We start from the raw sequence: 19,842 nt of genomic DNA, 5'->3' as shown, positions 1-19,842 counted from the left end.
TTGACATTATCACGCCGTTGCCAAACTAACCGAGCGCCCTGCCCCTCGTTGATTCGCAGGTAACGATTGTTTCTTCAGGCGGAATACATCCACAGCCTCAGTTAATCGTGCCGCCTGCTCTTCAAGAGACACTGCCGCTGCAGACGCCTCTTCCACCAGAGAGGCATTCTGTTGCGTTACTTTATCCATTTCAGAAATCGCCTGGCTGACCTGCGTTATTCCCCTGCTTTGCTCATCCGAGGCAGCGGCAATTTCCTGCATGATATGTGTGACGCTCGCCACGGCATCCACAATGGCACTCATCGTTTTCCCGGCGGTTGTAACCTCATCTGACCCTTGCCCAATTAATCTGACTGATTCGCTAATCAAGCTTTCAATTTCTTTCGCCGCCTGGGCGCTGCGACTGGCAAGTGTACGCACTTCGCTGGCGACAACCGCAAATCCGCGACCTTGCTCACCAGCTCGCGCAGCTTCAACGGCGGCATTGAGCGCCAGAATATTTGTCTGGAAAGCAATACTGTTGATCACGGCGGTAATTTCGGAAATTTTTTTCGAGCTACTGGAGATATCGCCCATCGTTTTCACCACGCCGGAGACTGTCTTCCCGCCATCGCTGGCTTTAACGGAAGCCTCTTGTGCCAGACGGCTCGCGTGGTGTGCATTGTCCGCATTCTGTTTCACCGTCGCGGTGAGTTGCTCCATGCTGGCAGCGGTTTGTTCAATCGCCGCCGCCTGTTCTTCCGTGCGCGAAGAAAGGTCAGCATTGCCAGCGGAGATTTCGCTGGTGCCGCGATAAATCTCCTCCGCCCCCTGGCGTACCGTCCCGACGGTCATCACCAGAGAATGCTGCATTTTCTGTAGATGACGACTTAATCGTCCTATTTCGCTGCGCCCCGTCGGTTCGTCGTTCATTGTCAGATCGCCACCGGCGATTTGTTCAATACGTTGCGCGGCATGTTGCAGAGGTCGAATCACAATCCGACGCAAAACGATGAAGGTCATCAGCGTCATGACCAGGGCAAGGATAAACGCACCAATCATAAACATCACACCCAGTCGAGTGCGCTGATGCGCCTGCTCCGCCAGGTGGTTCGCTCTGGCGCTACGTATTTCAACGGCTTTGTTTAATATATGGGTATAACTATTATCCAGCGTTCGGATTTGCTCACTTTCATGATTAATAATCGCTTCAAACATGCCGTTTTTGGCATATTTCAGCATAGGCAGGAGGCCAGTTATATAAGCCTGAAAACGTTGATTTAATTCAGCATCCAGAGCTTCATCTGCAGCCGTTTTCACCTGGCGATTCTGGTAAGTACGATAACCTTGCTGCGATTGTTTAATCTGCAATTCCGCTTGTGCAATATTTCGCTTCATCTCTTCCATTTCTGCGATACGGCTCGCCGCCCCGGCCTGAATCATATTGATGCGGGCTGAACGCAGATAATCAGAGCTATTTGCCAAACCGGTGCGAGTCTGGATCTCCGCAGTAGCGTCACGCTGATCGCGGTCAGCCTGCCAGAGAAAAAACCCAGCCAGAGCTGAACTCAGGGCAAATAGAAGTAATATGCCGCCCAGAATACAGGCAAATAGCGGAACCAGCCTGATGTGATATAAAAAACCTAAGCGGTGTGAGGGTGTTGTATGCATGGCCGTTGTCTCTCTTCCAGATTTACTCCCGAGAGAGAATCATCGGCAATCGGTGGTAATTGCTTACTGCCAAAAACGTTTTCACTTCACATTTTTACAACATTTTATGCGTTAACAGATCATCGGGCGCCGCAATGAATAGGCTGGCGAATAAGGATGCTTTGTGAGGTGTATTGCGTGAAATTCTGGAAAGCGTTACGCACTTTCGTAAAGTGATTATTTTCCTGCTAAGAGAAACTGCATAGGATGATCGCGGGTGCCTGAGACTTTCTGTTTTCAGGCTAACCGGGAATCAGAAAGACGAAGGCCCCGACCGATATTTCTATCAACCGAGGCCGACGAATGAACCCAACAATTCAGATGTTAGCCTCTTACCCGCCATCCGGCAAGGAGAAAGGCTATGAAGCGCAACCCTCTGGTGGTGTGTCTGCTCATTATTTGTTTCACAATACTGGCATTCACACTTCTGACCCGACAAACGCTCTACGAACTGCGGTTCCGGGACGGTAATAAGGAGGTGGCGGCTCTCATGGCCTGTAAGTCCAGGTAAGGGCCAGCGCGGGGAGTTTTCCCCGCGCATCTGGATGGCGGGTTCATTTTCTCATGACACCCCTTTTCATACTGCAACTGCAACCGGAACCTGGCTCGCATTTAATCCTGTCGTTTATGTTATCTGTTTAAAATTTGCCGGAAGCCGTCACGCAATTTCGCAAAGTGATTATTTCCCTGCTAAGAGAAGCTACATAGGATGATCGCGGGAGCCTGAGACTTTCTGTTTTCAGGCTAACCGGGAATCAGAAAGACGAAGACCCCGACCGATATTTCTATCAATCGAGGCCAACGAATGAACCACACAATTCAGATGTTAGTCTCTTACCTGCCATCCGGCAAGGAGAAAGGCTATGAAGCGCAACCCCCTGGTGGTGTGTCTGCTCATTATTTGTTTCACAATACTGGCATTCACACTTCTGACCCGACAAACGCTCTACGAACTGCGGTTCCGGGACGGTAATAAGGAGGTGGCGGCTCTCATGGCCTGTAAGTCCAGGTAAGGGTCTGCGCGGGGAGTTTTCCCCGCGCATCTGGCGGCAGGTTCATTTTCTCATGGCACCCCTTTTTTCCTTTCAGTTAGTACATGTCTTTTTCGATGCGCTGATAGATCCATCGTTACAAACAAATTTGCCACCAGCAGTACAGTGGGATATTCCACCTTTTGCACCAGAACACGGCTTGCGCCCGGCATCGGCATAAAACGAAACAAGCATTCCCATAAACAAGATAAGTGCAAATTTTTTCATATAACCTCCATTGTTTACCAAATCTTATGTTCGGTATAAAAGTTATACGCTGGGTGGACTTGATTTCACTTAGCGAGATCAAAGATTGAGGAAAATGGATTTCAATCTTAACTGAAAGATAAATTGGTTAAATATGAACCAGATAAACACATAAAGGCTAATTATGGTTTTATTTGTCATACAAATAAATATAATAGATGCTTCCGATGTAGACCCGTATTCTTCGCCTGTACCACGGGTCTGGTTTAGTACAGGCGCTTTCTTTTATTGTCGTCAGGAACGCTTACGCGGCATCATGCGCAGAAGCGTGTTGTCCTTCCAGAAATAGTGGTGTGCCAATGCAGCAGCAGCATGTAGCCCGATAACGAAATATCCCAAATTTGCCAGCGTTTCATGCCATGACTTTAAAATATCCACCAGATCGAAATTTGGCTCTGACGTGTAAGGCATCGTCACACCGAACGCAAACCAGGGATTGCCACGGTTATACATCATCACGATACCAATCAGCGGCAGCGCGATAAACAGCAGGTAAATGACCAGATGCCCGAGATGCGCGAGCCCCGTTATCATCGGTTTCGGTTTAGGCACAATTGGCGGGGTTGGGTATTTCAGCCTTAGCACAAGACGAAGTACCATTAGTACGAGAATTGAAATGCCGCAGGAAACATGGATCATGTTGATGAGCGGCCGATCGCTACGTGGGAAAAAGCCACGAAACTCCATTGCACAATAGGCTGCAATAACCAGCAAAAAGACCAGCCAGTGAATGCCAATTTGTAACCTTGTGTATTTATTTTCCATAACATTTCCTGCTTTAAAACAATTTTCCGTTAACATAACCAGCTTTTCTTAAAATTTCATTAAATATTGTTCGCCCTTTTTCAGTACGTTACGTTTCGCTGTACGAATGTAGATTGCTCATCCCGCCATCCTGGTCTAAGCCTGGAAAGGATCAATTTTCACCCAAGAGTTCCTTACAGGAGAAAACCATGAGTAAAGTTGGCATTAACGGTTTTGGTCGTATCGGTCGACTGGTGTTGCGTCGATTACTTGAGGTCAAAAGCAACATAGACGTTGTCGCTATTAATGATCTCACATCCCCGAAAATTCTCGCCTATCTGCTGAAACATGATTCAAACTACGGCCCGTTCCCCTGGAGCGTTGATTTCACTGAAGATTCACTTATCGTCGATGGGAAAAGCATTGCGGTTTACGCCGAAAAAGAGGCGAAAAATATTCCGTGGAAAGCGAAAGGTGCAGAAATCATTGTCGAATGTACAGGCTTTTATACCTCTGCTGAAAAATCGCAGGCGCATCTGGATGCTGGCGCCAGGAAAGTACTGATTTCCGCTCCTGCCGGTGAGATGAAAACTATCGTTTATAACGTCAATGACGACACTCTGGATGGTAACGACACTATTGTTTCTGTAGCGTCATGTACCACAAACTGTCTTGCGCCGATGGCCAAAGCCTTGCACGACAGTTTTGGAATAGAAGTCGGCACGATGACGACCATTCATGCCTATACCGGCACCCAGTCACTGGTGGATGGTCCGCGTGGTAAAGATCTACGCGCTTCACGTGCGGCGGCAGAAAATATCATTCCCCACACCACTGGCGCGGCAAAAGCCATTGGCCTGGTGATCCCGGAACTGAGCGGCAAACTGAAAGGCCATGCGCAACGCGTACCCGTGAAAACAGGTTCGGTCACCGAACTGGTGTCTATTCTCGGGAAAAAAGTCACTGCCGAAGAGGTGAACAACGCGCTTAAAAAAGCGACAAACAATAACGAGTCATTTGGTTATACCGATGAAGAAATAGTCTCTTCCGATATCATTGGCAGCCATTTCGGTTCGGTGTTTGATGCCACGCAAACGGAAATTACCGCCGTGGGCGATTTACAACTGGTGAAAACAGTCGCCTGGTACGATAACGAATATGGGTTTGTTACCCAGCTTATTCGCACTCTCGAAAAATTCGCCAAACTCTGACAGATACAGGCGGAGAAAAATGCCTCCGCCTGTTTTACACATTATGACTGTAAATAGACTACCTGGGTTTGAAGGTACTCATGCAAGCCATGTTTACCGTCCGCACCACCAATACCCGACTTACGCCATCCGGCATGGAAGCCTTGCATAGCTTCGAAGTTTTCACGGTTGATGTAAGTTTCACCAAACTTCAGCCCTTTAATGGCTTTCATCGCAACGTTCAGATTTTGGGTATAAATTGATGAGGTCAGGCCATAATCGCTGTCATTAGCCATTGAGATAGCGTCTTCCAGTGTGTCGAAAGCGACAACCGGCAGCACCGGACCAAAGGTTTCCTCGTGCATAATCGACATTTCCTGGCGAACATCCAGCAGCAATGTCGGCGGATAATAATACCCTTTCCCCGCTACCGCTTTGCCACCAAGCGCCACTCTCGCCCCCTCTTCTACGGCACGTGCAACTTTTTGTTCAACCCTTGCCAGAGCCGCCGCATTTATCAACGGTCCCATCGTAATATAGTTGCGTTCAGCAGGATTACCAAACTGCACTGCCTGCATCGCTTCACCCAGTCGGTTAACGAACTGATCATAAATGCCTTTCTGTACATAAACACGTTCAGCACAGTTACACACTTGCCCGCTATTGATGACGCGTGAATCAACGATAGCTTTCACGGCCAGTTCAAGATCGGCGTCATCCATCACAATAGCAGGCGCTTTACCGCCCAGCTCCAGACAAACTTTGGTAATGTTTTTCGCTGCGGTCGCCATGATCTTCTCACCCGCAGAGACGCTGCCCGTCATACTGACCATTGCGACCTTCGGGTTCCCCGCTAGTTCCTGACCGACTGTTTCTCCACGCCCCAATACAAGGTTAAACACGCCGCGCGGCAGGCCAATTTCATCAACAATTTTGGCAAACGCGATTGCATTGTTTGGCGTAAATTCACTGGGTTTAATAACAATAGTATTGCCGGTCACAAGTGCAGGCGCCATTTTGCGGGCAATAAGGAAGAACGGGAAGTTCCACGGCAGAATACCGGTGGTCACGCCAAGAGCACGCTTAAACAGAAGAATATTTTCCCCAGGGCGATCGCTTTGAATAATCTCGCCCTCATAACGCCGCGCCCACTCCGCCATGTAATCGATATAGTCCGCCGTGAAAGCCACTTCGACTTCAGCCAGCTGCTGGATCTTGCCCCCTTCCTCGACAATCAGCGCACTGATTTCACTGGCGCGTTCGCGGATTCCGGCGGAGATTTTGCGTAGCCAACTGGCGCGTTCAATGGCAGGCAACGCTTCCCATTCTGGTTGCGCTCGTTCTGCAGCATCTATTGCCTTACGGGCATCCTCGGCCTGTCCATCAGGAATGCGGGATATTACCGTTTCTGTGGCGGGGTTTACGACATCAATCCATGTGTCTCCACGCCAAGTAACAAACTGTCCATCGATGTACATAGGATGTTGAATGGGTACTGACATGGGTGGCTCCTGTGATTGATATGTTTGATTTTGGTGAATTCATTGTTAATTAACATCAATCATTGCGGAAACGGCATCGTGGAAAGACGATTCTGTGAAGGGCTTCATAAAAACAAATGTGAAAGGAATAAAAGGCAGAAGTAAAAGTAAAAGTAAAGAATCATGCCCGTTTGCCAACGGTATTTCACAAACGGGCAATTTTTAACGTAGTGAACGACTTTCCATCGCTTCAATAAGCACAGCGTCGTCTTTCAGCGTCTGCCAGGCCTGGGTGACTTCAGCGGGAAAGTCAACATGAACGATAAAATCGCGCCCGCGTGGCCCATAGCCATCGCTATCATCACGCAAACGAGGTAGCTCGCCAGTAAGAAGCGATAAATAACGCTCAATTGACCATAATCCTTCCAGTGAATTAGCAAATGCGACACTGTCTGTGTTATTCACTAATTGTGGTACAAATCCTGGATAACTTAACCAACGAGGCGCATCGGGATTATCACCTGTAATACGGTGGAATGTCGCCATCGTGCGCCGCTGCATGGTGGGGTCCTGCACAACGATAACCGTGTGAACCCGTTCTTTGGCCTGATTCAGTAACGCGATACTGAAGCGGGCATTTTCTCCGCAGTTTGTTGACTGGTCTTCAATCAAGATTTTTTCATGTGGAATATGCCAGAACTGATGGGCAATATCTGCGAGGATGGTAGCTTCTGACCTGCCTGTTGTACGAATGGTGTTGTAATGCGGATGCTGGGCGATGGCACTGTATAAAAATGTTGTCGAGTGACCGATACCACCGCTAATCAGTAACGGAATTTGCTGATCTCGGGCAATCTTGCAAGCGCGGTCGATAGTAGGGATAACCGCATTACCTGCAAGGATCACGCAATCAGCCTGATACGGAGCTGCACCGGAGAAATCATCCTGCGCCAGCCATCGACCGATAACGTTTATGGCATCGATGGTTGCCGCCGAAAGCGTCGGAAACGGGGTAATATTCATGGTTCCTCCTTCTCGTTCCCTTAAGAATACTGCGTGAGATAATAATGAGAAGCGGAGCACTCTGAAAGGAGGAGGTCGTATTTCGTTAATCGCCTCTCCGCAAACCTGGCATATGTTTTACAGAAAAGCTGTAGATAAACATTATTCATCTTGCAGCAGAGAATTGTATTCTCCTGAATCCCTGAACTTTTGCCCTTATCGTTTTCAGATTTAATAAAAAACCCGGCAGCATATGCTTACCGGGTTTTAGATTTATCAGGCAAATAGCAGCGTTATCCGCTAATTTGCTCCATCGCTTGCAGAATACGCTTATCTGAAATCGGATACGGCGTACCGAGTTGTTGGGCGAAGTAACTGACGCGCAGCTCTTCAATCATCCAGCGAATCTCTTTTACGTCTTCATCTTCACGACGTGCTGGCGGCAATTTGTTGATCCACTGCTGCCACGCCTGCTGGACGTTTTCGACTTTCAGCATCTGGGCGCGGTCGCGGTGTGGATCAACCGCCAGTTTCTCCAGGCGTTTTTCAATCGCCTGCAAATAACGCAGCGTATCACCCAGACGTTTGAAGCCGTTACCGGTGACAAAACCGCGATATACCAGCCCGCCCATCTGCGCTTTGATATCTGAAAGTCCCAGCGCCATCGTCATATCAACGCGCCCTTTCAGGCGTTTATTGATATTGAACACCGCTGTGAGGATTTGTTCGACCTGCTTCGCAATATCCACCACCGTGTCGTTCAGTTCGGCGCGCACTTTTTCATGCAGCGCAACAAAGCCTTCTTCCGCCCAGACTGGGCCACCGTTGGCATCGATCAATTTATCCACACCGCAGGAGATACAGTCGTCGATCAGCTCCAGTACTTTGCCATATGGGTTAAAGTACAGCCCTAACTTGGCTTTGTTTGGCAACTTCTCATGTAAATATTTGATCGGCGATGGAATATTCAGCAGCAGCAAACGGCGAAGACCGTTCCACATCGCTTGCTTTTGTTCCAGCGGATTATCAAACAGTTTGATCGCTACGCTGTCGCGTTCATCCACCAGCGCCGGCCACGCTTTCACTTTGTAGTTGCCACGTTTCTGTTCATAGCTTTCCGGCAGTTGACCAAAACTCCAGATATGTAAGCCGCTCTGCTCAATACCGTCATCCGCCACTGCAGATAGCGTTTCCTGCACTTTGCCTTTCAGCGCGTCTTTCAAATCTTGTAATGAGCGCCCTTCTTTTAGCTTCTTGTTTTTGTCATCCACCACGCGGAAGGTGATTTTCAGGTGATCGGGCACCTGATCCCAGTGCCAGTCCTCGCGGTCAACGGTAACGCCGGTCATCCGCCGCAGCTCGCGCTCAAGGCTGTCGAGCAACGGCAGCTCCAGTGGCGTGACGCGGCCTAAGAACGCTTCGGCGTAGTTTGGCGCGGGTACAAAATTACGCCGTACCGGTTTCGGCAACGATTTAATCAGAGCAATCACCAGTTCGCGGCGCAGACCGGGGATCTGCCACTCAAACCCGCTCTCTTCCACCTGGTTAAGTAACGGCAGCGGGATATGTACCGTCACGCCGTCCGCATCCGCCCCTGGCTCAAACTGATAACTTAAACGCAGCTTGAGATTGCCCTGATGCCAGAAGTTCGGGTAATCCAGCTTGCTGATTTTTTCCGCACCTTCTTTGATCAACATGCTCTTTTCAAAGTTGAGCAAATCAGGCGTTTCGCGGCTGACCTTTTTCCACCAGCTGTCGAAGTGGCGCGAGGAGATGACATCGTGACTGATGCGCTGGTCGTAAAACTCAAACAGCGTTTCGTCATCCACCAGAATATCGCGGCGACGTGATTTGTGTTCCAGCTCTTCCACTTCCGCCCGCAGTTTCAGGTTCTCGCGAAAGAATGCGTGGCGCGTCTGCCAGTCACCTTCCACCAGCGCATGACGGATAAAGAGTTCTCGACATAACGCTGGATCGATCTGGCTGTAGTTGACCTTACGCGCGGCAACAATAGGCAGGCCATATACGGTAACTTTTTCCGTCGCCATCACCGCGCCCTGCGCTCGTTCCCAGTGCGGTTCGCTGTAGGTGCGTTTAATCAAATGCTGAGCAACGGGTTCAACCCATTCCGGATCGATGCGCGCCGCAATACGCCCCCACAGGCGGCTGGTTTCTACCAGTTCCGCCACCATTACCCATTTCGGTGGCTTTTTGAATAAACCAGAACCGGGGAAGATGGAAAAACGCGCGTTACGTGCGCCGGTATATTCCTGTTTATCGGCATCTTTCATGCCGATATGCGAAAGCAAACCGGTCAGTAAGGCGATGTGAATTTCGCGATACTCCGCCGGTTCGCTGTTCACCGGAATGCCGAGTTCTTTCACTACCTGGCGCAACTGGGTGTAGATGTCCTGCCATTCGCGCACGCGCAGATAGTTGAGGTAATCGGTGCGGCACAGGCGACGGAAGGCGTTTGAAGAAAGTGCCTTTTGCTGTTCGCCGAGATAATTCCACAGATTAACAAATGCCAGGAAGTCAGACTCTTTATCGTGGAAACGACGATGTTTCTCGTCCGATGCCTGCTGTTTGTCCATTGGACGCTCACGCGGATCCTGAATGGAGAGCGCGGAAGTGATAATCATCGCTTCACGCACGCAGCCATGTTTTTGCGCTTCCAGCACCATTCGCGCCAGACGAGGATCGACAGGCAGTTGCGAGAGTTGGCGACCGAGCGGCGTCAGTTTATAGGCGCTGGCCTGTTCATCAGTGGTGATCGCGCCCAGCTCTTCGAGCAGACGCACGCCATCCTGGATATTGCGTTTATCCGGCGCTTCGACAAACGGGAACGCGGCAATATCGCCCAGCCCCAGCGCAGTCATCTGCAAAATAACCGAGGCCAGGTTGGTACGCAGAATCTCCGGGTCGGTAAACTCCGGGCGCGAGAGGAAATCGTCTTCGGAATAGAGACGAATACAGATCCCTTCTGACACACGACCACAGCGGCCTTTACGCTGATTAGCAGAAGCCTGCGAAATCGGCTCAATCGGCAAACGCTGTACTTTAGTGCGATAGCTGTAGCGGCTGATACGCGCCGTACCGGGGTCGATCACGTATTTAATACCCGGTACGGTCAGCGACGTTTCCGCGACGTTGGTCGCCAGCACAATGCGCCGCCCGCTGTGCGACTGGAACACCCTATTTTGTTCGCTGTTCGACAGTCGTGCGTAAAGCGGCAATATTTCGGTATGACGTAAGTTCAGCTTGTTCAGCGCATCGGCGGTATCGCGAATTTCCCGCTCGCCGCTCATAAAGATCAGGATATCACCAGGAGTTTCCTGGCTTAGCTCTTCTACGGCATCGAAAATGGCCTGCAACTGGTCGCGTTCGGTGTCATCCGCTTCTTCAACAATCGGGCGATAGCGCACTTCCACCGGATAAGTGCGACCGGAGACTTCGATAATCGGCGCATTATTAAAGTGACGTGAGAAACGTTCAGGATCGATGGTCGCCGAGGTGATGATCACTTTCAGATCTGGACGACGCGGCAGCAACTCTTTCAGATAACCGAGCAGAAAATCAATGTTCAGGCTACGCTCGTGCGCTTCATCGATGATGATGGTGTCGTACTGCATCAGCAGGCGGTCTTGCTGGATCTCCGCCAGCAAGATACCGTCAGTCATCAGTTTGACCATCGTGTTATCACTAACGTGATCGCTAAAACGAACCTTATAACCGATGCAACCACCCGGCTCGGTCTGCAACTCTTCGGCAATACGATTCGCGACGGTTCTTGCTGCCAGACGGCGCGGTTGGGTATGACCGATCAGCCCTTTAATTCCGCGCCCCAGTTCCATACAGATTTTCGGTAACTGAGTGGTTTTACCTGACCCCGTTTCCCCGGCAACGATGACGACCTGGTGGTCACGAATCGCTTCGAGAATGTCCTGTTTTTTCTGACTAACCGGCAAATTGTCCGGATAAGTAATCTCCGGACGCGCCGCTTCACGCAGCAGGACTTTCCCTGCCGCCTGGTCAATCTCTTTTGCCATTTCCTGGAAAATGGCCTGTTGTGCATCAGGATTTTTAACCTTTTTCACACCATGCAGACGGCGGGAAAAGCGCAGCCTGTCACGCAGCATTAGCGAATCCAGCCGCTGTTGCAAGACATTAAAGGTCAATTTTTGTTGTTCTGTCATAACGTTAGAGGGCAGTAGTCTGCCTGATTAATTTTCTTTTAAATGATAGATATAGAGTACCACATCGCGGCTTTCTATGCGTTGTTCAATAAATTCGAACATAGGCTTCGATTTATTGCGCTATCTCTGTGGCAGGATTGTGAATAAAGTGTCAACAAGCAACGGGGCATCGCCCATTCAAACATCTATAAGGAAACACCATGAGCAAGGTATTAGTTCTTAAATCCAGCATCCTGGCAGGGTACTCTCAGTCTAATTTGTTGTCCGATTATTTTGTTGAACAATGGCGCGAAAAGCACACTGCTGATGAAATCACCGTTCGTGACCTGGCAGCAAATCCGATTCCGGTGCTGGATGGCGAACTGGTTGGCGCTCTGCGTCCGAGCGATGCGCCGCTGACCCCACGTCAACAGGAAGCTCTGGCGCTTTCCGATGAGCTGATTGCCGAGCTGAAAGCCCATGACGTTATCGTGATTGCGGCACCAATGTATAACTTCAACATCTCGACTCAGCTGAAAAACTATTTTGACCTGGTTGCGCGTGCAGGCGTTACTTTCCGCTACACCGAAAACGGTCCGGAAGGTCTGGTAACAGGTAAAAAAGCCATCGTGATTACCAGCCGTGGCGGTATCCATAAAGATGGGCCGACGGATCTGGTGACGCCGTATCTGTCCACGTTCCTGGGCTTTATCGGCATTACCAATGTGAAATTCGTCTTTGCGGAAGGTATTGCCTACGGTCCGGAAATGGCTGCGAAAGCGCAGGCAGACGCCAAAGCAGCAATTGACGCAGTTGTTGCAGCATAAGTTTTAAGAGGCCTCCTGCAAGTGCGGGAGGCTTTTTACTTAACCCGCCTTTTTCGCAATGCTGTCCAGTGTTGCCAACACATCATCAGATAACACTAATTTCCCTGCAGCCATATTCTCCCGCAAGTGCGCAATGGAAGATGTCCCGGGGATCAGCAAAATATTCGCTGAACGTTGCAACAGCCACGCCAGCGCCACCTGCATTGGTGTCACGCCCAGGCTTGCAGCAACATCCGAAAGTGTGGAGGATTGCAGCGGCGTAAAACCGCCGAGCGGGAAGAACGGCACGTACGCAATACCATCGCGAGCCAAAGTATCAATTAATGCGTCATCGGCACGGTGTGCAATGTTGTATTCGTTTTGCACACAAACGATTTCAGCGATTTTGCACGCTTCAGCGACTTGTGTCGGCGTGACATTGCTCAAACCGATATGTTTTACCAGTCCCTGCTGCTGCATCTCTGCCAGCACGGTCAAGCTGGCTTCAATCGATCCTTCCGTCGGACCGTGACCATCCCCCAGCATTACGCGCAGGTTAACCACATCCAGCACATCAAGCCCCAGATTTCGCAGGTTGTCATGCACCGCCTTTTTCAGTTCTGCGGGAGAGAATGCGGGCAGCCAGGAGGCATCCTCACCACGGCGAGCGCCAATTTTGGTGACAATCGTCAGGTCGTCAGAATAGGGATGCAGTGCTTCACGGATGATCTGGTTGGTGATGTGCGGGCCATAAAAGTCGCTGGTATCAATGTGATTAACGCCCAAAGCAAGTGCCTCACGCAGCACGGTAATAGCAACATGGCGATCTTTCGGCGGACCGAAAACACCAGGACCTGCCAGCTGCATCGCACCATAACCAAGACGGTTAACGGATTTTGTCCCGAGAGTAAATGTGTCGCTGCTCATAACATCCTGCCCTTTAATAAAACGGATAAAGAAAAATCAGTATAGAAATGAAAAGAGATAAATGATGTGAAGGCATAAATAAGATTACCGGATGCGCAGCACTTATTTGACCTGAAAGACAGCCAAAACTCAGACTCTATAAGATCGTATTCGGCAATAAAAAACCGCAACCAGTATCAGCGTTGCGGTTTTTGTGTCACATGCGAAAAATTAGAACGTTTTCTTAAAGTTCAGCATCACGCCTTTGTCGCTGATGCCGTCCTCTTTCCAGTGGTAAGCATCCAGATGCAGCGAACTTTCTTTGCTACTGTACTTCACGCCGACGCTTGCCAGGCTGTTAATACCGCCGCCCTTCTGCCCGTCGTCAACGTTAAACTGCTGACCACCTGTCCCGGCAAGGCTCGCCGTGCGCTGGCTCTTCGCATAACTCAGGTTCGGCCCGCCCTCCAGCGTGGCGTTCGCGCTCCAGCCGTCTTTCCCTGCGTAGTTCAGTTTCAGCCCGACGATGCTGTCCACCGCCGTTTCGCTGCCACTGTTCATATTCAGGTTAAAGTCACCGGCATTACGTTCCTGATAACCGCCTTCCAGCGTGTGGCGCAGTTTCACTCCGGCATACGGCGTGATTTTCAGCCCTTCGCGCGGTTCAAAGGTTTTCGCCCCTTCGCTGCGGAATTCCAGGTACTGCTGCTTCACGTCGGTATCGGCGGTTTTACTTACGTCGCCGTAAGCTACGGCACGGCTGCTGTCGAGGTTATGAACGTCATAACGCAGGGCGTTATTCCAGTTCACGCCATTCTCAAAGGTCATCTGATGTTGCAGGCCAAAGAACTGGCTGTAACCACCGGTCACGCCGTTGTCCCCGGCCTTGTCAGAACCGTTGCCATCCAGACGGGCGATGCCGTACTCCAGGCTCAGGCTCTGGCTGTCACTCAGGTCAAGCGTTTTACGCAGCGCCAGCATGTCGTATTGCGTGTCGTTGCCCAGTTCCGCGCGCGGATCGCCTTTTGCCACCACGTTGAACGCCAGACCATTGCCCACCTTCGGCGCGGCATCCGCCAGCATACTGAAGCGGTTGCTTAACACGCGGGCTTCGCGGAACACGGTGGTCGCCTGGCTGCCGCTGATTTGCTTCAGCGCGCTGTTCAGTTCCGCCGTGGTACCTACGTTCAGACTGGTGTACAGCTCGTTGTTGGTGTAGCCCGCGTCCAGCGCCTTCGCCACATCATTCACACTGCCATCTGTCGCGACATCGGTGTAGGTGTTTTTGGTCATTGTCACGTCTACGTTACCGCTCGCATCCGTACTTCCTTGCGCATTCCACATCACAGTAGTGGACGTGATGGCGTTCGCGTCAGTGAGGTTGCTGCCCTGTACTACGTTATCAAAGTTAACGGTGGTCTCTGCTGTACCCGCAGCGAAGCCAGTGTTGATCTCCACGCCGTTCATGCTGGCGTTATTGACCATCAATCGACCCGCGCTGCCGTCGGCGTTAGTGCCCACAACATAGCCGTTGAGATTATTGGTAGCGCCAGCGTCGCCACTTGAGTTATCAGCAAAAGATGTCACCGTGGTGTTCGGCACGTCCGGCAATGTGTAATCACCGTAATGGACTTCGGTAGTATTACCGTTGTTACCATTAATCCCTTCCACGTTCACACTGTCGCCCTGTTTAACCAGGCCAGACCCGGTTACGCCTTCGGCGATCACTACCGTACCGTTGTTAACAACGTGGCCCTGTGCGCCCAGCATACTGAAAGCAAAAGAGTTATTGGCATAGATATTAATAGTACCGTTGTTCTCAATGACCGCGTCCGCCGTTGCATTGGCATCCAGTTGCATTGCAATCAGGCCAGTATCGGTCGTGCCTTCCGTTCCCAGGTTAATGATGCCTTCGTTGACCAGTTGCGCATTATTATTCCCTTCCATCGCCACGGCATTGTTGCCGCTGATGTTCATGGTGCCGTCATTCTGCGCGACATAGTTGTTATGGGTGAATTTCACCGCGCTGGCGTTATCACGGTCGAAATTAATCTCACCTTCGCTCATGTTCCAGAAGAACGCGTCGGTCGCCGCCGCGTTACTGGCGCTGACAACAACAGATTTGGCGGTTGAATCCACTTTACCGTTGTTGATAAAGCGCCCGTTATTCCCCCAAATATTCACGGCTCCATTATTTGAGGAATCGATCAACGACATATGCCCGGTGTTGTACAGCGTACCAGACTGATTCAGGTGAATAGCATTTTTAGCATTATTAAGAATAAACTCACCGCTGTTATTAAATACGGCGTTATTGTTTATTTCTAACATGCCGGCATTGGTGCCACCACTGCTCTCGCCAAGAATCCATTCACCTTCGTTATTCACCACGGCTTTATTGGTTAACATAGCACCGTTTTTAACCGTGCCGCCCTGCTGGTTGTTGAAGGTGCCGTTTTGTTGAGTGATACGGCCGGTAATTACACCGCTGTTATTAACAGTACCGTCTTTCTGTACCAGTTTATTGATGGTCCCTGTATTGCTCACCAATGCATTACTGGCGCCAGCATATATCGTTACCTGGCCTGACACCGTACCGTCGTTATTCAGCGTGCCACCGTTAACATCAATGTTGTTAATTTTACCTGCGTTATCAACTACGCCGCCGTCATTCAGTTTAATCATGTTACTGATATTTCCGGTTGCGGTATTATCCAGTTCACCGCTCAGAACTGTCAGCATCTGACTGGTAACAGTTCCGGCGTTGGTAACGCTACCCGGCGTGGTATTGGTTATTACAACGGATTGAGTAAAGTTGGTTGACTGCCCTTCGGCGGTGATCGTATCTCCCCCGGTGTAGACAAGGCTAACTGCCGGATCGGTTGGGTTATATACACCGGCGGTTTGGCAATTGCCAAACGTACAGATAGTGCCGTAATTGATAATGGTGCCCAAACCGTCAGTATAAAAAGCCTGGCCGACATCGGTATCAATATTGATCACACCGGTTTTGTCATTAATCGCCACGCCGGTGCCAACAGCGCCCATGGCGAACAGTTGGTTATTCTGTTGCTTCGTGACATTTTCATCCGTCGTCAGATTGATAGTGCCCTGGTTTACCGCTGTACCGCCGTTCAGCGCCAGCATACCAAAACCTTCATTGTTGACGTTGATTGTGCCTGTATTCAACCCGGTGGCATCTGCCCAGCCAGTCTCGGTCGATCCCACCAACATACCACCGCCCATTAGATACGGAGTATTCGTCTGCCAATAGGCTTCGCTGGTGATATTGCCATTATCATCCAGCGTCGGGATAAAACTATCGACGTTAATTTCTCCGGCATTAATGGCAGTACCTTTTGCTGAAGAAACGCCATAGGTTCCTGCGCCATGCAGATTAATCAGCGCATTAGCTTCGTTAGTGGCTTGCCCATAATTATCCGCCATTAAGGCGAAGAACACTCTGTTATACCAGGGAAGGGGGTAAGCCGCTTCGCCATCACCTCCTTGTGGCGTGGTGGCGGAAACTACGTTAATTGTACCGCCAGTCGCATTTGTCGCATTTGATCCCTCTCCGCTGGCGTGAACCATCGCAACCTTTGAGTCACTGGCCTGATTTTCTCCCGGCAACGCCGTTATGGTGCCGAAATTAGTGACGGTTCCGCCTGCGCGAGCCACCATCAACTCCTGTGAGGTGGCTGCATTAATGGTTCCATAGTTATCAATATGCGTTCCGGAGTCATTTGCCATAAGAACGGCGTAAGGATAAATATATTGGGTATTGATTAAATTGCCGGTAATGTCAATAACGGAGTCTCTGTTGAGAGTGACCGTTGCACCATCCGAAGCTGCAACAAGCGTCACCTGGCCCCGCAGCGTGCTGGCATCCACGCTGGAGTGACCACTGACGTTAACCGTATTCACGCCAGAAACGTTAACACCGGTTACAACCTCCTCAGCGCCTGTTCCTGAAACGTTAATACCGCCCTGCAGATTAACGGTATTACCTTTACCAGTAACGTTGATCCCCCGCATATTGGCTTCCACCGTAGCCATCCCCTCATTGAATGAGAAGTTTATGCTGCCGTTTAAATCAATGGTGTTATTATCACCGCTAATATTTATCCCATCCAGCGGTGACGGTACGCGGGTACTTTCGGCCCCCATACTCGATATCAGGTTGATATTTCCGTCCAGGGTGATATCGCTACCATTACCCGTCATATTGATGCCCGTTGCACCCTGGAACAATCCGCTATCGTCTTTTTCCTGGATAACGTTGATATCTCCCCGCAACTCGACCTGCTCGCGATCGCCCGTAATAGCGACACCCGTACCATTTTTTGAGATGTCGATTTCGCCAACATTGGTAAACTGTACGTCATCGCCGTCGATCATGACGCCGTTCGAATTCTTATCCACAACGGTAATTTTGCCCGTGTTGCCGATGGTCGCGCGATCGCCGCTGACATCAATGCCGTGCGCTGCACCGCTAACAAACAGGTCGCCATTCTGGAGGACACGGGTATCATCGCCAGTTAACCGTGTACCCACCGCGTTCACCCCATCAACGGTCATATCCCCTGAAATTTCGAGGTTGTTTCCGTTGCCAGATAAACTTACGCCCGTTGCATTTTCACCTTCAATACTCAGCTCATAAGTTGTCAGCGTGATGCTGTTGCCGCTGCCGCTTACCTCCAGCCCGGTTGTGGCGTCGTTGACGGACATCTTGCCTGAAAGTGAAATACTGCCCTCATCACCGGCAACGTTAACGCCCGTACCACTATTTTTGGTGGTGATATCCCCCACGTTGACGAAGGTGGCGTTGTCGCCGTCGATCAGCACACCGAATGGATTGCCATCGTGCCCTGTCTCGCCAACCGTAATATCACCGATATTCATAAACGTGACATCACTGCCATCCAGCAATACGCCAATGGATTTATCATCCACTACGGTAATATTGCCTTTGTTACTGACAATGGTGCCGTTACCCTCGACGTCAATACCGTGTGCAGCGCCGCTGACGTAAAGATCGCCTTCCTGCTTAATAAGCGCGTCATCACCGATAATTTTGGTCGCCGCCGAGTTTTCACCATCGACGGTCATATTCCCTTTATTATCAATAACAGCATCGTCACCGTTAATCAGGCTACCTGTACCGCCGTTAGTAAATGTGGCGTCACCCTGGGTATTAATCGTCGCGTTGTCACCGTTGACAATAACGGCCGTACCGCCATCCACTTCGGTTTCACCATTGTTATTGATGGTGATGTTATCGCCCGTCAGGATACCGACAATGGAACCTTCGCCAATCGCAGTGGTTTTACCGTCATTGTTCAGAACAATATTATCGCCTTCCACGGTCATTACCGTACCGCCATTCAGCGCGGTGTTGCCGCCCTGGTCGGTAATAATGGCGTCACTGACTTTGATATCGTTGCCCGTGGTTCCATCAACTACCACACCAGCTTCTTTGGTGATGTGGATTTTGCCCTCGTCGTCGTAGCTCCAGGTGATTCCACCCGCTTTGTTAACACCTTCGAAGACTGCCGTGTTGCTGTCTTCATTTACCTTCCACTGTTTGACAATTGTCTGGCGACCGTCTTTTGCCGTCAGGGTATAGCTGCCATCCGCATTCTCAGTGTAGGTAAACGTTGCGTTACGGATTTGCAGCGTTTTTTCAGCTTGATCCCAGGTCACGTTGTTGTTGTATTTGATCGGGTCCGGTTTATCATCCGGTGGTATTGGCGTGTCTCCGCCATCGTCCGGCGGTACTGGCGTGTCACCACCATCATCCGGCGGTACTGGCGTGTCTCCGCCATCGTCCGGCGGTACTGGTGTATCACCGCCATCATCCGGTGGTACTGGCGTATCACCGCCATCGTCCGGCGGTACTGGTGTGTCACCACCATCATCTGGCGGTACTGGTGTATCACCGCCATCATCCGGTGGTACTGGCGTGTCTCCGCCATCGTCCGGCGGTACTGGTGTATCACCGCCATCATCTGGCGGTACTGGTGTATCACCGCCATCGTCCGGCGGTACTGGCGTATTACCGCCATCATCCGGCGGTACTGGCGTATTACCGCCATCATCCGGCACCGGAGACCGATCGTCGTGATGGTGATTATTATCATCGTGTAGGGCATAGACCGCGACACCTGTTACTACCGCCGCCAGACCAGCGGCAGCCCAGGGTAAAACGGCACTGTCTTTAAGATCTCTACATTCTGCCGGTAAATTCTCAAGCTGTTCTTTATTTAATATATGAATATTTGCCGGACAGGATATTTTGCTGGATTTTCGTGTTTCGTCGGCTGACTCGGTTGTAGTGGTATCCGCAGCCCATGTCTGGCTACTTAACGCCATCGCAACACAGACAGACAACAATTTTTTCCTTTGCATATATAACTCCTTAAAAATAGTTCTTGCATAACAAACTACACAAGACTTAAAGACAGAAAGCACTAAATGCTTGCAACGAAGCATTTAATAAACAAAATTTATTTTATTCATGCGGCGAATACTAAGGTAGATCAGTTCAGAAA

The 19,842-nt window shown here is 50.4% G+C and carries 12 protein-coding genes; 4 read left to right on the top strand and 8 right to left on the bottom strand.

What is annotated here, in order from left to right:
• Nucleotides 1-9: 9 nt before the first annotated feature.
• Nucleotides 10-1,650, bottom strand: coding sequence for a methyl-accepting chemotaxis protein (locus C3D30_RS09270; RefSeq protein ID WP_105286794.1), 1,641 nt, complete (start codon nt 1,648-1,650; stop codon nt 10-12).
• Between the two features lie 400 nt (nt 1,651-2,050).
• On the opposite strand from C3D30_RS09270, the gene C3D30_RS09265 reads away from it, so the two are divergent.
• Both C3D30_RS09265 and C3D30_RS09260 read left to right on the top strand, forming a co-directional pair.
• Nucleotides 2,051-2,200: a type I toxin-antitoxin system Hok/Gef family toxin gene (locus C3D30_RS09265; protein ID WP_024165206.1), complete on the top strand. Its 150-nt coding sequence runs from the start codon at nt 2,051-2,053 to the stop codon at nt 2,198-2,200.
• Between the two features lie 352 nt (nt 2,201-2,552).
• Nucleotides 2,553-2,702 (top strand): type I toxin-antitoxin system Hok/Gef family toxin, encoded by a 150-nt coding sequence (locus C3D30_RS09260; protein ID WP_024165206.1) that lies wholly within the window; start codon nt 2,553-2,555, stop codon nt 2,700-2,702.
• 72 nt (nt 2,703-2,774) lie between these two features.
• On the opposite strand, the gene C3D30_RS09255 is transcribed toward C3D30_RS09260, so the two are convergent.
• Both C3D30_RS09255 and cybB read right to left on the bottom strand, forming a co-directional pair.
• Nucleotides 2,775-2,948, bottom strand: coding sequence for a YdcA family protein (locus tag C3D30_RS09255; protein ID WP_000712683.1), 174 nt, complete (start codon nt 2,946-2,948; stop codon nt 2,775-2,777).
• 273 nt (nt 2,949-3,221) lie between these two features.
• Complete coding sequence (gene cybB, locus C3D30_RS09250) at nt 3,222-3,752, bottom strand: cytochrome b561 (protein ID WP_021550828.1); 531 nt, start codon at nt 3,750-3,752, stop codon at nt 3,222-3,224.
• A 188-nt stretch (nt 3,753-3,940) separates the two neighbouring features.
• Here cybB and gap point away from each other — a divergent pair, with 188 nt between their 5' ends.
• Nucleotides 3,941-4,942, top strand: a complete 1,002-nt coding sequence (gene gap, locus C3D30_RS09245) for a type I glyceraldehyde-3-phosphate dehydrogenase (RefSeq protein ID WP_000048677.1) — start codon at nt 3,941-3,943, stop codon at nt 4,940-4,942.
• Nucleotides 4,943-4,983: 41 nt separating this feature from the next.
• On the opposite strand, the gene aldA is transcribed toward gap, so the two are convergent.
• The 3 genes from aldA to hrpA form a co-directional block, all read right to left on the bottom strand.
• Complete coding sequence (gene aldA, locus C3D30_RS09240) at nt 4,984-6,423, bottom strand: aldehyde dehydrogenase (protein ID WP_105286793.1); 1,440 nt, start codon at nt 6,421-6,423, stop codon at nt 4,984-4,986.
• 201 nt (nt 6,424-6,624) lie between these two features.
• A complete protein-coding gene (gene ydcF, locus C3D30_RS09235; RefSeq protein WP_105286792.1) occupies nt 6,625-7,425 on the bottom strand; it encodes a DUF218 domain-containing protein YdcF in 801 nt (266 codons plus the stop codon).
• A 272-nt stretch (nt 7,426-7,697) separates the two neighbouring features.
• The gene (gene hrpA / locus C3D30_RS09230) at nt 7,698-11,600 is read right to left on the bottom strand and encodes an ATP-dependent RNA helicase HrpA (protein WP_105286791.1); all 3,903 of its coding nucleotides are present in this window, start codon (nt 11,598-11,600) and stop codon (nt 7,698-7,700) included.
• Between the two features lie 200 nt (nt 11,601-11,800).
• On the opposite strand from hrpA, the gene azoR reads away from it, so the two are divergent.
• Nucleotides 11,801-12,406, top strand: coding sequence for an FMN-dependent NADH-azoreductase (gene azoR / locus C3D30_RS09225; protein ID WP_000048935.1), 606 nt, complete (start codon nt 11,801-11,803; stop codon nt 12,404-12,406).
• A gap of 39 nt (nt 12,407-12,445) precedes the next feature.
• Here azoR and C3D30_RS09220 read toward each other — a convergent pair whose 3' ends face one another.
• Together C3D30_RS09220 and C3D30_RS20525 are read right to left on the bottom strand one after the other, a co-directional pair.
• Nucleotides 12,446-13,312 (bottom strand): aldo/keto reductase family oxidoreductase, encoded by an 867-nt coding sequence (locus tag C3D30_RS09220; protein WP_105285712.1) that lies wholly within the window; start codon nt 13,310-13,312, stop codon nt 12,446-12,448.
• Between the two features lie 210 nt (nt 13,313-13,522).
• The gene (locus tag C3D30_RS20525) at nt 13,523-19,699 is read right to left on the bottom strand and encodes a pectate lyase-fold domain-containing protein (RefSeq protein WP_202861595.1); all 6,177 of its coding nucleotides are present in this window, start codon (nt 19,697-19,699) and stop codon (nt 13,523-13,525) included.
• Between the last annotated feature and the right edge of the window lie 143 nt (nt 19,700-19,842).

Source organism: Escherichia sp. MOD1-EC5433 (assembly GCF_002966005.1).
GTDB lineage: Bacteria > Pseudomonadota > Gammaproteobacteria > Enterobacterales > Enterobacteriaceae > Escherichia > Escherichia ruysiae.
Note: the sequence above shows the minus strand (reverse complement) of the source record. Positions and strands in the feature narration are given on the sequence as shown.

Coding starts and splice junctions, on each gene's coding strand:
- gap (WP_000048677.1), top strand. CDS start 3,941: ATGAGTAAAGTTGGCATTAACGGTTTTGGTCGTATCGGTCGACTGGTG.
- C3D30_RS09265 (WP_024165206.1), top strand. CDS start 2,051: ATGAAGCGCAACCCTCTGGTGGTGTGTCTGCTCATTATTTGTTTCACA.
- C3D30_RS09220 (WP_105285712.1), bottom strand. CDS start 13,312: ATGAGCAGCGACACATTTACTCTCGGGACAAAATCCGTTAACCGTCTT.
- hrpA (WP_105286791.1), bottom strand. CDS start 11,600: ATGACAGAACAACAAAAATTGACCTTTAATGTCTTGCAACAGCGGCTG.
- azoR (WP_000048935.1), top strand. CDS start 11,801: ATGAGCAAGGTATTAGTTCTTAAATCCAGCATCCTGGCAGGGTACTCT.
- C3D30_RS09255 (WP_000712683.1), bottom strand. CDS start 2,948: ATGAAAAAATTTGCACTTATCTTGTTTATGGGAATGCTTGTTTCGTTT.
- ydcF (WP_105286792.1), bottom strand. CDS start 7,425: ATGAATATTACCCCGTTTCCGACGCTTTCGGCGGCAACCATCGATGCC.
- C3D30_RS09270 (WP_105286794.1), bottom strand. CDS start 1,650: ATGCATACAACACCCTCACACCGCTTAGGTTTTTTATATCACATCAGG.
- C3D30_RS09260 (WP_024165206.1), top strand. CDS start 2,553: ATGAAGCGCAACCCCCTGGTGGTGTGTCTGCTCATTATTTGTTTCACA.
- aldA (WP_105286793.1), bottom strand. CDS start 6,423: ATGTCAGTACCCATTCAACATCCTATGTACATCGATGGACAGTTTGTT.
- cybB (WP_021550828.1), bottom strand. CDS start 3,752: ATGGAAAATAAATACACAAGGTTACAAATTGGCATTCACTGGCTGGTC.
- C3D30_RS20525 (WP_202861595.1), bottom strand. CDS start 19,699: ATGCAAAGGAAAAAATTGTTGTCTGTCTGTGTTGCGATGGCGTTAAGT.